General features: G+C 67.4%; 9 protein-coding genes. 7 read left to right on the top strand and 2 right to left on the bottom strand.

The features are described from left to right. The first annotated feature begins 91 nt into the window (after window positions 1–91). The 4 genes from AB7U46_RS06705 (at window position 92) to der (ending at window position 5,818) form a co-directional block, all read left to right on the top strand. Complete coding sequence (locus AB7U46_RS06705; RefSeq protein WP_428336177.1) at window positions 92–1,909, top strand: ABCB family ABC transporter ATP-binding protein/permease; 1,818 nt, start codon at window positions 92–94, stop codon at window positions 1,907–1,909. Window positions 1,910–2,150: 241 nt separating this feature from the next. After that, complete coding sequence (locus tag AB7U46_RS06700; protein ID WP_428336174.1) at window positions 2,151–2,795, top strand: tetratricopeptide repeat protein; 645 nt, start codon at window positions 2,151–2,153, stop codon at window positions 2,793–2,795. Window positions 2,796–2,865: 70 nt separating this feature from the next. Continuing rightward, on the top strand, window positions 2,866–4,182 hold the full coding sequence (locus AB7U46_RS06695; protein ID WP_428336173.1) for a PQQ-binding-like beta-propeller repeat protein: 1,317 nt from the start codon (window positions 2,866–2,868) through the stop codon (window positions 4,180–4,182). Window positions 4,183–4,261: 79 nt separating this feature from the next. Next, window positions 4,262–5,818: a ribosome biogenesis GTPase Der gene (gene der, locus AB7U46_RS06690; protein ID WP_428336172.1), complete on the top strand. Its 1,557-nt coding sequence runs from the start codon at window positions 4,262–4,264 to the stop codon at window positions 5,816–5,818. Window positions 5,819–5,962: 144 nt separating this feature from the next. Here der and AB7U46_RS06685 read toward each other — a convergent pair whose 3' ends face one another. Both AB7U46_RS06685 and serS read right to left on the bottom strand, forming a co-directional pair. Further along, a complete protein-coding gene (locus tag AB7U46_RS06685) occupies window positions 5,963–6,664 on the bottom strand; it encodes a hypothetical protein (RefSeq protein WP_428336171.1) in 702 nt (233 codons plus the stop codon). Window positions 6,665–6,746: 82 nt separating this feature from the next. Continuing rightward, on the bottom strand, window positions 6,747–8,036 hold the full coding sequence (gene serS / locus AB7U46_RS06680) for a serine--tRNA ligase (protein WP_428336170.1): 1,290 nt from the start codon (window positions 8,034–8,036) through the stop codon (window positions 6,747–6,749). Between the two features lie 209 nt (window positions 8,037–8,245). Between serS and AB7U46_RS06675 the strand changes: the two genes are divergently transcribed. The 3 genes from AB7U46_RS06675 (at window position 8,246) to AB7U46_RS06665 (ending at window position 14,638) form a co-directional block, all read left to right on the top strand. After that, on the top strand, window positions 8,246–9,223 hold the full coding sequence (locus AB7U46_RS06675; RefSeq protein ID WP_428336169.1) for an efflux RND transporter periplasmic adaptor subunit: 978 nt from the start codon (window positions 8,246–8,248) through the stop codon (window positions 9,221–9,223). Beyond that, the gene (locus AB7U46_RS06670; protein WP_428336168.1) at window positions 9,213–12,476 is read left to right on the top strand and encodes an efflux RND transporter permease subunit; all 3,264 of its coding nucleotides are present in this window, start codon (window positions 9,213–9,215) and stop codon (window positions 12,474–12,476) included. The genes AB7U46_RS06675 and AB7U46_RS06670 overlap by 11 nt, the downstream gene beginning before the upstream one ends. A gap of 83 nt (window positions 12,477–12,559) precedes the next feature. Further along, the gene (locus tag AB7U46_RS06665; RefSeq protein WP_428336167.1) at window positions 12,560–14,638 is read left to right on the top strand and encodes a calcium-binding protein; all 2,079 of its coding nucleotides are present in this window, start codon (window positions 12,560–12,562) and stop codon (window positions 14,636–14,638) included. Window positions 14,639–14,854 lie beyond the last annotated feature (216 nt).

Genomic DNA, 14,854 nt, shown 5'->3' with positions numbered 1-14,854 from the left:
GACCCCGGGATATTTCGAAACTTTGGAAGGCCGGAGCGACCGGTCGAAAGGAGGCGCGATGCCGCCGTCACAGATCACGCAAGCGGGCAAGATGAACCGCGCCGAGCGCGCCCGCGGCTGGCGCACGATCCGCTCCGTCGCGCCCTATCTCTGGCCCGAGGGGCAGAGCTGGGTGAAGCGGCGGGTCGTGATCGCGCTGGGGCTGCTGGTCATCGCCAAGCTGATCTCGGTCGCGACGCCCTTCCTTTACAAGGCGGCGGTCGACGGGCTCGCCGGCGAGGCGCGCGACGAGAGCTGGCTGATGCCGCTCGGCGCGGTGGCGCTGACCATTGCCTACGGCGTGGCGCGGCTGATGGGCACGGCCTTCGGCGAGCTGCGCGATGCGGTCTTCGTGCGGGTGGGGCAGCGCGCGCTGCGCCAGCTCGCGCTCGAGACCTTCCAGCACATCCACGCGCTCTCGCTGCGCTATCACATCACGCGCAAGACCGGCGGGCTCAGCCGGATCATCGAGCGCGGCGTGAAGGGCGTCGATTTCCTGCTGCGCTTCATGCTGTTTTCGGTCGGGCCGCTGATCATCGAGCTGACCCTCGTCACCGTGATCTTCGCGGTGATGTTCGACTGGCGCTATGCGCTCGTCGTGGTGGTCACGATCTGGGCCTATGTCACCTTCACCTTCAAGATCACCGAATGGCGCGTCGCGATCCGGCGCAAGATGAACGACGCCGATACGGCCGCGAACCAGAAGGCGATCGACAGCCTCTTGAACTTCGAGACGGTGAAATATTTCGGCGCCGAGAAGCGAGAGGCGGCGCGCTACGACGCCTCGATGAAGGGCTATGAGGCGGCGGCGGTGAAGACCGGGCAGAGCCTCGCCTTCCTCAACGCAGGGCAAAGCCTGATCATCACCGCGGGGCTTGTCGCGGTGATGGTGATGGCGGCGATCGAGGTGCAGGCGGGCACGCTCACGGTCGGCGATTTCGTCATGGTGCAGGCCTATATGATCCAGATCACGATGCCGCTCGGCTTTCTCGGCACGGTCTATCGCGAGATCCGGCAGGCGCTGGTCGATATGGGCGAAATGTTCGATTTGTTGCATCAGCCGGCGGAAATCAGCGACAGCCCGGATGCGAAGGTTCTGAAAGTGAACGGCGGCGCGATCCGCTTCGAGGCGGTGGAATTCGCCTACGATCCGACGCGCCCGATCCTCAAGGGGATTTCGCTCGAGGTGCCGGCGGGGCACAAGGTGGCGCTGGTCGGGCCCTCGGGCTCGGGCAAGTCCACCATCGGGCGGCTGCTTTTCCGCTTCTACGAGGTGACGGGGGGCGCGATCCGCATCGACGGGCAGGACATCCGCGACGTCACGCAGGAAAGCCTGCATGACGCGATCGGCGTGGTGCCGCAGGACACGGTGCTTTTCAACGACTCGATCCGCTACAACATCGCCTATGGCCGCCCCGAGGCCAGCGAGGAGGAGATCGTCGCCGCTGCCAAGGCCGCGAAGATCCACGATTTCGTCATCAGCCTGCCCGAGGGCTACGACACCGCGGTGGGCGAGCGGGGCCTCAAGCTTTCGGGTGGCGAGAAGCAGCGCGTCGGCATCGCGCGCACGCTGCTGAAGAACCCGCCGATCCTGCTTCTGGACGAGGCGACCTCGGCGCTCGACACCCAGACCGAGCGCGACATCCAGGAAAGCCTCGATGCGATGGGGGCAGGGCGCACCGTCATCACCATCGCGCACCGGCTGAGCACGATCGCCGATGCCGATCGGATCGTGGTGCTGGAAAAGGGCGTGATCGTCGAGGAAGGCACCCATGACGAGCTGCTCGCGCATGCCGGGCGCTATTCGGCGATGTGGGCGCGCCAATCCGCCGAGGACGAGGAAGACGCCGCGATCGAAGCCGCGGAGTGAGCGGCCGGGCAGGGGGCTCCGCCCCCGGCTGCGCCTCCCCCGAGGTATTTTGGGCAAGATGAAAGCCCTTTCTGCAGAGCGGAAATATCCCGGGGGGGAGCGGCGGGGCCGCGAGGGGGCGGCGCCCCCGTCGCGCGGTTTTCCGCGGGCGCGCCGCTGCCCTTCCCGCCGCCGTTCCCGCGGCCTTGGCACGCCCGGTTTCCGCGTATAGAAAGGCGCTCAAATCGACAGGAGCCCGCCCGTGGACCAGACCGACAGTTTCATCGAGGAAGTCACCGAAGAGGTGCGCCGCGATCGGCTTTTCGCCATTTTCAAGAAATACGGCTGGATCGGCATCGTCGCGATCCTCGCGGTGGTGGGCGGCTCGGCCTGGGTCGAATGGCAGAAGTCGCGCGAGCAGGCGGCGGCCGAGGCCTTTGGCGATGCGCTGCTCGCCGCGGTGCAATCGGAAAACCCGGGCGATGCGCTTTCCACGGTGAGCGCCGAGGGGCAGCGCGCCGATGTGGTGAAGCTGATGGCGGCGGCGCAGGCGGTGCAGGACGACAAGGCCGAGGCGGCGCTTGCCGATCTGCAGGCGGTGGCCGCGGATGCGAGCCTGCCGGCGAGCCTGCGCGACCTCGCGCGGCTGAAGGCGGTGATCGTCGCGGGCGACAAGATGGATGGCGCGAAACGCGTGGCCGAGCTCGAGGATCTGGCGAAGCCCGGCGGGCCCTATCGCCTGATGGCGCTCGAACAGCAGGCGATCGACGCGATGGCCGCGGGCGACAAGGATGGCGCGATCGCCAAGGCGCGCGAGATCCTCGCCGAGGACGGCGTGACCTCGGGCTTGCATGAGCGCGCGACACAGTTGATTGTGGCGCTGGGCGGTGATCCGGCGGCGCAGTGAGCGGCGCAGGGGCGCCACGGCGCCGCAAGGGCACGAAACCGGAAAGACGGGCAAGGTCGGGGGAAAAGCGATGAAGCTGATCGGGGGAATCGCCGTTCTGGGCGTGGCCGTGGCGCTGGCGGGCTGCGAGAAGGAAGTCCGCCTGCCGGGCGAGCGGCTTGATCCGCGCGCGGTGCTGACCGATGGCGCAGGGGTTCCGGCGAGTGCGACCGAGGCGCCGCGCGCCTTCGCCGCGCCGCGCACGGTGGCGAATGCCGACTGGCCGCAGCGCGGTGGCGCCGCCACCCATGCGCTGACCAACCCGGCGATCGGCGCGGGCACTTCGCTCGTCTGGCAGGCGCCGATCGGGCAGGGCGACAGCCGCCGCTACCGCATCGCCGCCGAGCCGGTGGTGGGCGCGGGCCGCGTCTTCACCATGGACAGCCGCGCGCTGCTGACCGCGACCTCGACCGCGGGCGCGCCGCTCTGGCAGACTGACATCGCCGCGCCTGGCGACCGCGACGACGACGCGACCGGCGCCGGGCTCGCCTATGACGGCGGCAAGATCTTTGCGACGACCGGGTTCAGCCAGCTCGTCGCGCTGGATGCGGCGAGCGGCAAGGTGCTCTGGCGGCAGGATTTCGACGCGGGTGTCGGCGGCGCGCCGACGGTCTCGAACGGCATCGTCTATGTGGTGGCGCGCGACGCCTCGGCCTGGGCGATCAACGCGGCCGACGGCAAGGTGCTCTGGCAGTTCACCGGCACCCCGGCACAGGCCGGCATGTCGGGCGTCTCGGCGCCGGCGGTGAACGACCGGCTCGTGGTCTTCCCCTTCGCGGGCGGCGACATGGTCGCGACGCTGAAGAAACAGGGGCTGACGCTTTGGCAGGCGAAACTCGCCGGCACCCGGCTTGGCCGCGGCTATACCGAGGTGAGCGATCTCACCGGCGATCCGGTGATCGTGGGCGACACGCTTTACGCCGGCTCTTCCGCGGGCAAGCTCGCCGCTTTCGAGGTGAGCTCGGGTCAGCAGATCTGGTCCGCCGATCAGGGCGCCAACGCGCCCGCACAGGTCGCGGGCGGCTCGGTCTTCCTCGTCTCCGATCAGGCGCAGCTGATCCGGCTCGACGCTGCGACGGGCGCGCAGATCTGGGCCGTGGACCTGCCCTATTACGTCAAGGAAAAGGTCAAGAAGCAGCAGGAGATCACCGTCAACCGCGGGCCGCTGCTCGCCGGCGGGCGGCTGTTCGTGGCCTCCTCGGATGGCGTGCTGCGGATCTTCGACCCGGCCTCGGGCGCGAAACTCGGTGAGGCGGCGATCCCCGGCGGGGCGGCGACCGATCCGGTGGTGGCGGGCTCGACCCTCTATATCGTCAACCGCGACGGCAAGCTGCTCGCCTATCGCTGAGCGGGCGTGTTGACGCGCGGGGCGAAAGCGGTGTAAGCGGGCGGCTTCGCGTGGGCCCGGCCCGCCAAAGGAGCAGGAAATGAGCTTTACCCTCGCCATCGTCGGGCGCCCGAATGTCGGCAAATCGACGCTGTTCAACCGGCTCGTCGGCCGCCGGCTTGCGCTGGTCGACGACACGCCGGGCGTCACGCGCGACCTGCGCGAGGGCGATGCGCGGCTCGGCGATCTGCGCTTCATCGTGATCGACTCGGCCGGCCTCGAGATGGCCGAGGACGACAGCCTGCAGGGAAGGATGCGGCGCCTGACCGAGCGCGCGGTCGAGGAGGCGGACATCTGCCTTTTCCTGATCGACGCGCGCGCGGGCGTGACCCCGGCCGATGAGATCTTCGCCGATATCCTGCGCCGCAAGAACGCCCATGTGATCGTCGCCGCGAACAAGGCCGAGGGCTCGGCCGGCGATGCCGGCGCGATCGAGGCCTGGAGCCTCGGCCTTGGTGAGCCGATCCGGATTTCCGCCGAACACGGCGAGGGGCTCGACGATCTTTATGACGTGCTGCGCCCGCTCGCCGATGGCTTCGCCGAGAAACACGCGCTCGACGCGCCCGAGGTCGACGTCGATCTCGACGAGGAGAACGAGGACGAGACCACGATCCGCATGCCGACCGCGGCGCGCCCGCTGCAGCTTGCGGTGATCGGGCGGCCGAACGCCGGCAAGTCGACGCTGATCAACAAGATCATCGGCGAGGACCGGCTGCTCACTGGCCCCGAGGCCGGCATCACCCGCGACGCGATCTCGGTCTCGACCGAGTTCATGGGCACGCCGATGCGGATCTGGGACACCGCCGGCATGCGCAAGAAGGCGAAGGTGGCCGACAAGCTTGAAAAGCTGTCCGTCGCCGACGGGCTGCGCGCGGTGCGCTTCGCCGAGGTCGTCGTGGTGCTGCTCGACGTCAATATCCCCTTCGAGACGCAGGATCTGCGGATCGCCGATTTCGCGGAAACCGAGGGCCGCGCCGTCGTCGTCGCCGCGAACAAATGGGATCTCGAGGAGGACAAGCCCGAGAAGCTCAAGGAGCTGCGGGAGAATTTCGAGAAATACCTGCCGCAGCTGCGCGGCGCGCCGCTCGTCACCGTTTCGGCGAAGACGGGCAAGGGGCTCGACCGGCTGCACAATGCGATCATCCGCGCCTATGAGGTCTGGAACCGCCGGATCTCGACCGCGAAGCTGAACATGTGGCTGCAGGCGATGACCGAGGCGCATCCGCCGCCCGCGCCCGGCGGGCGCCGGATCAAGCTGCGCTACATGACGCAGGCAAAGACGCGGCCGCCGGGGTTCGTCGTGATGGCGACGCATGTCGACAAGATCCCGGAAAGCTACGGGCGCTATCTGGTGAACGGGCTGCGCGCCGATTTCGACATGCCGGGCACGCCGATCCGGATCTATTTCCGCGATCAGGGCTCGAAGAACCCCTATAAGGAGCGCAAGAAGTCGATCCCCTCGCGGCTGACGAAACACGTCGAGGCGCGCAAGGCGGCCGAGCGCAAGGGGAAATCGGCTTCGGGTGGCGTCGCGCCGGGGGGCACGATGCGCCCCGACAAGCCGAAGCCCAAGGGCCAGCGCCCGCCGAAGAAATGAGAAAACCCGCCTCCGTCAGGGAGGCGGGTTTTTCCTTGCTCGGCGTCGGATGAGTATTTTTGCCAAGAAGAAGCCAAGGGTCTGGCCCTGGGAGGGCATGGTTTCTGCTTGGTGCAAATACTCCCGCCGGAGGCGTCCGCCTTCTCAACCCGCGCGGCGGATCCAGGCTGTCACGCCAAGGGCCAGGATCGCCCCGCCGGCTGCGGCGACCAGCGCGGTGTTCGCGGTATTCGCGGCGATGATGCCGATCAACGCCCAGATGACGCCCGCCGGATAGGCCACGCCGGGCGCGAGGCGGGCGGTGACGGCAAGGCCCACGATCACCGCCGCCGCGAGCACGACCCAGGTCGCGACGCCCAAGGGCAGCAGGCCATAGCCCACCAGCACCGTGCCGGTGGCGACCATCGTCGCCGCGGTGAGCCAGCCCGCGTAAAGCCCGATCGGTGCGGCGCGCGAGGTGAACTCCGCGCCCTTCGGCACAAGGGCGAGCGCGGCGAGCGAAAGCGCCGCCATCACCCAGATCTGCACCGTGGCGAGCACCGGCGCCTGCATCGCCACCGCAAGCCAGTTTGCGCCAAGCGCCATCGACAGGAAGAGCGCCCAACGCGGCGCGTCCCAGGCGCGGTCTTCGGCCCGGCGGAAGAGGCCGAACCCCGCCTGCACGATCAGCGCGAGAAAGATCACCCCCCAGATCGAGAAGGCCCAGGGCGCGGGCTGGAACGGCGGGTTCACGACCGGCACCGGAAAGGCCGCCGGGTCGTAGCCGCGGAAGTTGCGCGCGCTGTAGGAGGCGGCGGCGAAGGCCAGCGCGGCGGTGAAGGTCAGGATCGCTTTCAGACGCAGCATGATATCCCCTTGGTCTTTCAGTCAAAACGCAAAGGGCGCGGCCAGGTTCCCCCGCCGCGCCCCGGTTTGCAGGAATTTTCGCTCAGACGAGCTTGCCATCCACCAGCCGCGTCTTGCCGCCGAGATAGCGGTGCAGCACGGCGGGCAGCGTGACGGAGCCATCGGCCTCCTGACCGTTTTCCAGGACCGCGATCAGGCAGCGCCCGACGGCGAGGCCCGAGCCGTTCAGCGTGGCGACGAATTCGGGCTTGCCACCCGAGGCGGGCTTGTAGCGCCCGTTCATCCGCCGCGCCTGGAACTGACCGCAGGTCGAGACCGAGGAGATCTCGCGATAGGTGTTCTGCCCGGGCAGCCAGACCTCGAGGTCATAGGTCTTCTGCGCGCCGAACCCCATGTCGCCGGTGCAAAGGACGATCCGGCGATAGGGCAGGCCGAGCGCCTCGAGCACCGCTTCGGCGCGTTTCACCATGCCCTCATGTTCCGCGATCGCGTCCTCGGGGCGGCAGATCGTCACCATCTCGACCTTCTCGAACTGGTGCTGGCGCAGCATGCCGGCGGTGTCCTTGCCGGCGGACCCGGCTTCGGAGCGGAAGCAATTCGTATGCGCGCACATCCGGGCGGGCAGGGCGGCCTCGTCCCAGATCTCGCCCGAGATGAAATTGGTCAGCGTTACCTCGGCGGTCGGGATCATCCACCAGCCGTTCGTCGTCTCATAGCTGTCCTCGGCGAATTTCGGGAGTTGCCCGGTGCCGAGCATCGTTTCCGAACGCACGAGCACCGGGGTGATCGCCTCGGTCAGCCCATGGGTGTCGACATGCAGGTCGAGCATGAACTGCGCGAGCGCCCGGTGCACGCGCGCGACGCCCGATTTCAGCACGACGAAGCGCGCGCCCGAGAGCTTCGCCGCCGTTTCGAAATCCATCTCCTTGCCCACGGCGGGCAGCTGGTAATGCTCGAGCGGGGTGAAATCGTAATTCTTCGGCGCGCCCCAGCGGTGGATCTCGACGTTCTCCGCCTCGTCCGCGCCATCGGGCACGTCCTCGAGCGGCGCGTTCGGCACCCAGAGCAGCTTCTCGCGCAGGTCGTTGTCGAGAAGCCCGGCCTGCGCCTGCATCGCCGCGACCTCGGATTTCTTCTCGGCCACCAGCGCGCGCAGACGCTCGAATTCCGCCTCGTCGCCCTTCGCCTTCGCCGCCCCGACAAGCTTCGAGGCCGCGTTCTGCTCCGCCGTCGCGGTTTCGGCCGCGTGGATCGCCGCCCGCCGCGCCTCGTCGAGCGCGAGGATCTCCGCCGACAGCGGCGAGAGCCCGCGACGCGCAAGCGCGGCATCGAAGAGAGCGGGGTTTTCGCGGATCGCGCGGATATCGTGCATGGCTTCACCTCTTGCGGATTGCGCCCAAGGCTTTAGCGGGAAAAACTGCGGCGTGAAAGCCCCGACGCATCCGGGCCACAATGGCGCGCGCCGCGACCTTGCGCGGCGTAGCGGCCCTTGCGGCGGGATTGTATAATGGTGTAAAGGGTCACACATTCAAAAACCGGAATGTAATTCCGGACGACACCCGGAAGGGAAGGGATGCCGATATGAAATCTTTCGTTCTGCCGCTGGCGCTTGCCACGCTGGCGCTGCCCGGGGTGGCGCTGGCCGGCACCTTCACCGTCACGCCGACCGAAGTGGTCGACTGGAAGACGGTCTATGGCCAGATCGAGGCGCGCGATTCGATCCCGGCGCGCGCGCGGCTTGGCGGCACGCTGACCGAGCTGAGCGTGACCGAGGGCGATCTGGTGCAGGCGGGCCAGCCGCTCGGCAAGATCGTGGACGAGAAGATTTCCTTCCAGCTTTCGGCCTATGACGCGCAGATCGCCGCGCTCGAAAGCCAGCTCGCCAATGCGCAGACCGACCTGACGCGCGCCGAAAGCCTGAAGGCGCGCGGCGTGATGACGGCGCAGGCCTATGACGCGCTGCAGACGCAGGTGAACGTCTACACGAGCCAGATCGAGGCGCAGAAGGCGAGCCGCGCGGTGACCGAGCAGCAGGGCGCCGAGGGCGAAGTGCTCGCGCCGATCACCGGCCGCGTGCTCGAGGTGCCGGTGGCGAAAGGGGCCTATGTGCTCGCGGGCGAGAGCGTCGCGACGGTGGGCGGCGGCGGCTTCTTCCTGCGCGTCTCGGTGCCCGAACGTTTTGCGCCCTCGCTGTCCGCGGGCGACCCGATCACGATGGAGGGCGCGAAGGGCGTCGTCGAGGGCAAGATCGCCAAGGTCTACCCGCTGATCGAGAGCGGCCGTGTCAACGCCGACGTGGAAGTGCCTGATCTCAATTCGAATTTCGTGGGCGAGCGGGTGCTCGTGAAGCTGCCGCTCGCGCGCCGCGCGGCGGTGCTGGTGCCGGCCTCGGTGATGGTCACGCGCTCCGGCCTCGACTTCGTGCGCATCACCGGTGCCGAGGGGCCGGTCGAACGCGCGGTGGTGCCGGGCACGCATCGCACGCTCGACGGCGTCGACATGGTCGAGATCATCTCGGGCCTGACCGGTGGCGAAGAGGTCGTGACCGATGAGCAATGACACCGAAGCCCCGAAGGATGACGAGCACGCGCTCGGCATCGACGAGCACAAGCTCGGCATCGCCGGCCGGCTCACCCGCGCCTTCATTCGCTCGGCGCTGACGCCGCTGATCATCCTCGCCGCGCTGGCGGTCGGCCTCGTCGCGCTGATCTCGCTGCCGCGCGAGGAAGAGCCGCAGATCTCGGTGCCGATGGTCGACATCCACCTGCAGGCCCCGGGCCTGAAGGCCGAGGATGCGATGAAGCTCGTGACCGAGCCGATGGAGACCATCATCAAGGGCATCAACGAGGTCGAGCACGTCTATAGCCAGACCTCGGACGATTATTCCCTCGTGATGGCGCGTTTCATCGTCGGCACCTCCTCGGATGCCGCGATCCTGCGCGTGCATGAGAAGGTGAACGCCAATCTCGACCGGATCCCGACCGGCATCGACGCGCCGATCATCGTCGGGCGCGGCATCGACGACGTGGCGATCGTGGCGCTCACGCTTTCGGGCAAGCCCGGCGCGGATATTCCCGCCGCCGATCTCACCCGCATCGCGCGCGAGCTGCAGACCGAGGTCACCAAGATCGAGAACGTCGGCCTGACCTATATCGTCGGCGAGTCGACCGAGGCGATCCGGATCGAGCCCGATCCCGAAAAGCTCGCGCTTTACGGCGTGACGCTGCAGCAGCTTTCGAACAAGGTCGAGCAGGCGAACCGCGCCTTCAACACCGGCAAGCTGCGCGACAAGGGCCAGCAGATCGACCTCGTCGCGGGCAAGACGCTGACGGCGCCCTCGGAAATCGCGGGGCTGCTGCTGACGACGCGCGACAGCCGCCCGGTCTATGTCGCCGACGTCGCCAAGGTCGAATATGTCGGCGATACCGAGGACCATATCACCGCCAACGTCACGCGCGAGGGCGACACGCTCGACCGCCGCCCGGCGGTGACGGTGGCGATCGCGAAGCGTGCGGGCGCCAATGCCGTGGTCGTCGCGGAGAAGATCCTCGAGCGCGTGCATGAGCTCGAGGGCACGCTGATCCCCGCCAATGTCGAGGTGCAGGTCACCCGCGACTATGGCGAGACCGCGAACGAGAAGGCGAACGAGCTGCTGTTCCACCTCGGCCTCGCGACGGTCTCGATCATTGCGCTGGTGCTGTTTGCGATCGGCTGGCGCGAGAGCATCGTCGTCGCGATCGTGATCCCGGTGACGATCCTGCTCACGCTGTTCGCGGCGAATATCATGGGCTTCACGCTCAACCGCGTCAGCCTTTTCGCACTGATCTTCTCGATCGGTATCCTCGTCGACGATGCGATCGTGGTGATCGAGAACATCGCGCGGCACTGGGCGATGCCCGGCAAGGGCTCGCGCATCGCGCGCGCGATCGAGGCGGTGGCCGAGGTCGGCAACCCGACGATCGTCGCCACGCTGACGGTGGTCGCGGCGCTTCTGCCGATGCTTTTCGTGAGCGGGCTGATGGGCCCCTACATGTCGCCGATCCCCTCGGTGGCCTCGGCGGCGATGATCTTCTCCTTCTTCGTCGCGGTGATCGTGACGCCTTGGCTGATGGTGAAGATCGCGGGCGGTGCCGACATGTCGGCCCATGCCGATCACGACGAGGTCGGCGCCGATGGGCTGCAACACCACGGCGGCAAGCTTGGCGCGCTTTACGAGAAGGTCGCGCGCCCGGTGCTGGCGACGAAGCGCAATTCCTGGATCTTCCTGATCGCGGCGATCGTGCTCAGCTTCGGCTCGCTCGGGCTGCTTTACACCAAGCATGTCACGGTGAAACTGCTCCCCTTCGACAACAAGTCGGAGCTGAGCGTGGTGATCGACCTGCCCGAGGGTTCCTCGGTCGAGGATACCGATGCCGTCGCGCAGAAGGTGGCGGCGGAGGTGACGAAGCTGCCCGAGGTGATCTCGGTGCAGACGCACGCCGGCACCGGGGCGCCGTTCAACTTCAACGGGCTCGTGCGGCACTACTACCTGCGCGAATACCCCTATCAGGGCGATGTGCAGATCAACCTCAAGAACAAGGCCGATCGCGACCGCACCTCGCATGACATCGCGCTCGATGTCCGCGAGCGGATCAGCAAGCTCGAGGTGCCCGAGGGCACCAGCCTGAAGACGGTCGAGCCGCCGCCCGGTCCGCCGGTGATCGCGACGCTGCTCGCCGAGGTCTACGGCCCCGATGCCGCCACCCGGCGCTCGGCCGCGACGAAGATCGAGCAGGCGTTCAAGTCGGTGCCCTTCGTCGTCGACGTCGACAACAGCTTCGGCACCCAGACGCGCCGGCTGCGGGCGACGGTGAATTCGGACAATCTCGAATTCTACTCGGTCGAGGAAAGCGACGTCTTCGATACGCTCGGCATGCTGAACGGCTCGACGACGGTGGGCTATTCGCACCGCGGCGACGAGCGGATGCCGCTGCCGATCGTGATGGAGCGCGACAAGGGCGCGCGGGTGATGGACGAGGCGACGCTCTCGACCCCGATCCCGGCGAACGTGCTGCCCGGCGCGCGCGGCGTGGTCGAGCTGGGCGATGTCGTCGACGTGACCGAGGAGAAGGCCTCCTATCCGATCTTCCGCCACAACGGGCGCGAGGCGGAGATGGTCACCGGCGAACTTGCCGGCCAGTTCGAGGCGCCGCTTTACGGCATGATCGCGGTGGACGAGGCGCTCGACAAGATCGACTGGGCGCCGGGCGAGAAGCCCACGGTCTCGCTGCACGGCCAGCCCGACGACGAGAGCCATGTGACGCTGCTTTGGGACGGCGAGTGGGAAGTGACCTGGGTCACCTTCCGCGACATGGGCGCGGCCTTCGGCGTGGCGCTTCTGGGGATCTATATCCTCGTGGTGGCGCAGTTCGGCTCGTTCCGGCTGCCGCTGGTGATCCTGACGCCGATCCCGCTCACCTTCCTCGGCATCATGGTCGGTCACCTGATCTTCCACGCGCCCTTCTCGGCGACCTCGATGATCGGTTTCATCGCGCTGGCGGGCATTATCGTGCGCAACTCGATCCTGCTCGTCGACTTCATCCGCCACGGCGAGCACACCGGGCGCTCGGAGATCGAGGTGCTGATCGCGGCGGGCGCGATCCGGTTCAAGCCGATCCTGCTCACCGCGGTCGCGGCGATGATCGGCGCGGTGGTGATCCTCGCCGACCCGATCTTCCAGGGGCTGGCGATCTCGCTCCTCTTCGGGCTGCTGACCTCGACGCTGCTCACCGTGCTGGTGATCCCGGCGATCTACCGCATCTTCAAGACCTGAGGCCGCATTCTCGTCACAGTTGTGGTTAACAATAGATCACCCGGTGCTGCCCGCGCCGGGTGATTTCACTTGGAGACATAGGGATGGATATTTACGGGACCAACGCGAGCGAGGTTTTGACCGGGACGAGCGGGGCGGATCTGATTTACGGCGGCGGCGGGAATGACACGATCAACGGTAGCTATGGCAACGACATGCTGACCGGGGACGGAATGGATCCGCAGTGGAACGGCAGCGACGACGACGCGGTGCGTGGCGGTGCCGGCAATGACACGCTGCTCAGCGCGACGGGGGCGGATACGCTCTGGGGCGAGCTGGGGAACGATCAGCTTGGCGTATCGCATGACCAGGTGAATGCCGTCGATCTCTACGGTGGGGATGGGCAGGATTCGCTTTACGCGGGGCTTGCGGGGGGGGTACTCGACGGCGGTGCCGGCAACGACCTGATCGCGCTTGTCGGGGCGGATGGGGCGGATTACGCAATCACGCTCGGCACGGGTGACGATGTGGTGCAGGTCTTTGACGGCGTCGGAGCAGTCAGCGCGACCTATACTTCTGGCGCCTTCACCGCGACGATCTCGGATTTCAACATCTACGCCGATACGATCTCGCTCTACGGGCTCTTCGACGAAACTGCGAATGCCTTCGGTCAGCCCCGCGGCGCCACCGGTCCGGAGCAGTTCGCAATCTCCGAAGTGGCGGGCAACGCGGTGCTCGCCACGCCGACCGGCGGACAGATCACCCTGGTCGGCGTCTCGATGGAAGAGCTGATCACCTTCACCTCAATGACCTTTTCCAATGTCACCTACAACCCGATGCCGGGGCGACCGGTTTCGGGCACGGCGGGGGGTGACCTGATCGCCCTGGAGGACGGTGACGCCCTCGCAAATGGCTTCGGTGGCGATGACACGATCTTCGGGGGCACGGGAAACGACAGCTTCTCCGGTGGCGAGGGGAATGACTTGCTTTATGGCGGCATCGGTAACGATACGATCCACGGCGGGGCCGGCGACGACATGATCGACGGCGGCTGGTCGGAGGATTTCATCATCGCCGACGGCGGGAACGACACGATCTACGGTGGGCTCGATCACGACTTCATCATGGCGCTCGACAGCAGCGGTTCGCTCTGGATCGACGGCGGAGACGCACTCGACGAGATCTCGGTGATGCACGGGACCGGCGATGACACCATCTTCGGCGGGGGCGGCGACGACAGGATCACGCTTTTCACCGAATATGACAGCGCCTTCACCGTTACCGGCGGCGAGGGGCGCGACGCGATCGACATCGAAACTGCGAGCGGTACGCGCGTGGCGGGCGGCTATACCGTCCATGTCACCGATTTCACCCTGGGCGAGGATCGCGTCACCTGGGGGGCCGAGCAGAGCGCAAGCGCGGCGCGCCCCTTCACGCTGAGCGAGCAGGGCGGATCGGTCATGCTCGAAACCGGGGAGGGCGCGTGCGTCGTGCTCGACGGCGTGAGCCTGCGCGCCTTGCTCGAGACCCCGGAGGCGAGCCGCGGGATCCTGATCGCGGGATTGACCGAGGGCACCGCGGACGACGACCGGATGGTGAGCGCGGCGGGGACGGATGACGTGCTCTCCTGCGGGGATGGCGACGACCTCGCCAATGGCGGGGCGGGGAACGACATCCTGCTCGGGGGTGCCGGGGCGGATACGCTGGGCGCCAATGCCGGCGATGACACGATCGACGGCGGCGCGGGCGACGACGTGATCTATGGCCACAAGGGCAACAACCTGCTCCTCGGCGGCGATGGCAGTGACTGGATCTCCTCGGGCGATCAGAGCTCGACGCTCGAGGGCGGCGCGGGCGACGACATTCTCGATCTGCGGATGAAGGCGGGCGGCGATCATGTCGCCTCGGGCGGCGAAGGGGCGGACACATTCGTCTTTTCCTATCTCGACGCGCGCAAGCAGGGCGACGTCACGATCACCGATTTCGAGATCGGCACCGACAGCCTGGTGATCGCGGGGCAGAGCGCGGAGGACTACCTCGCAAGCCATGCCGGCGCGACGCTCGCCGACACCGGGGAGGGCGCGCTGCTGACGCTCGCCGAGGGCGACACGATCCTCTTTGCCGGGCTCGCCGCCGCCGATCTTGGCGCGGCCTTCGGGGCGGGCGATCTCCTTTTCGCCTGAAACGGGCGCGACACTCCGGGGAAGGGGCGCGGGACACCGCGCCCCTTTTGCATCTTTGTCGGGCAGATCGTTTCGCATTCTGTGCGAACCCCCGCGCCGCGCCGCGATTGTCGCTGCGATCGGGCCAAAACCACAGCAAATGCGGCAAAATCTGGGCCGAAGGCTTTGACGAATCGCCCGTTAACCAAGTTAACCTTTTCGCGAAAAGTCATTTTA

The organism is Paenirhodobacter sp., from assembly GCF_050177655.1.
Taxonomy (GTDB): Bacteria; Pseudomonadota; Alphaproteobacteria; order Rhodobacterales; family Rhodobacteraceae; genus Rhodobacter.
This window is presented reverse-complemented; position numbering and strand designations above follow the sequence as displayed.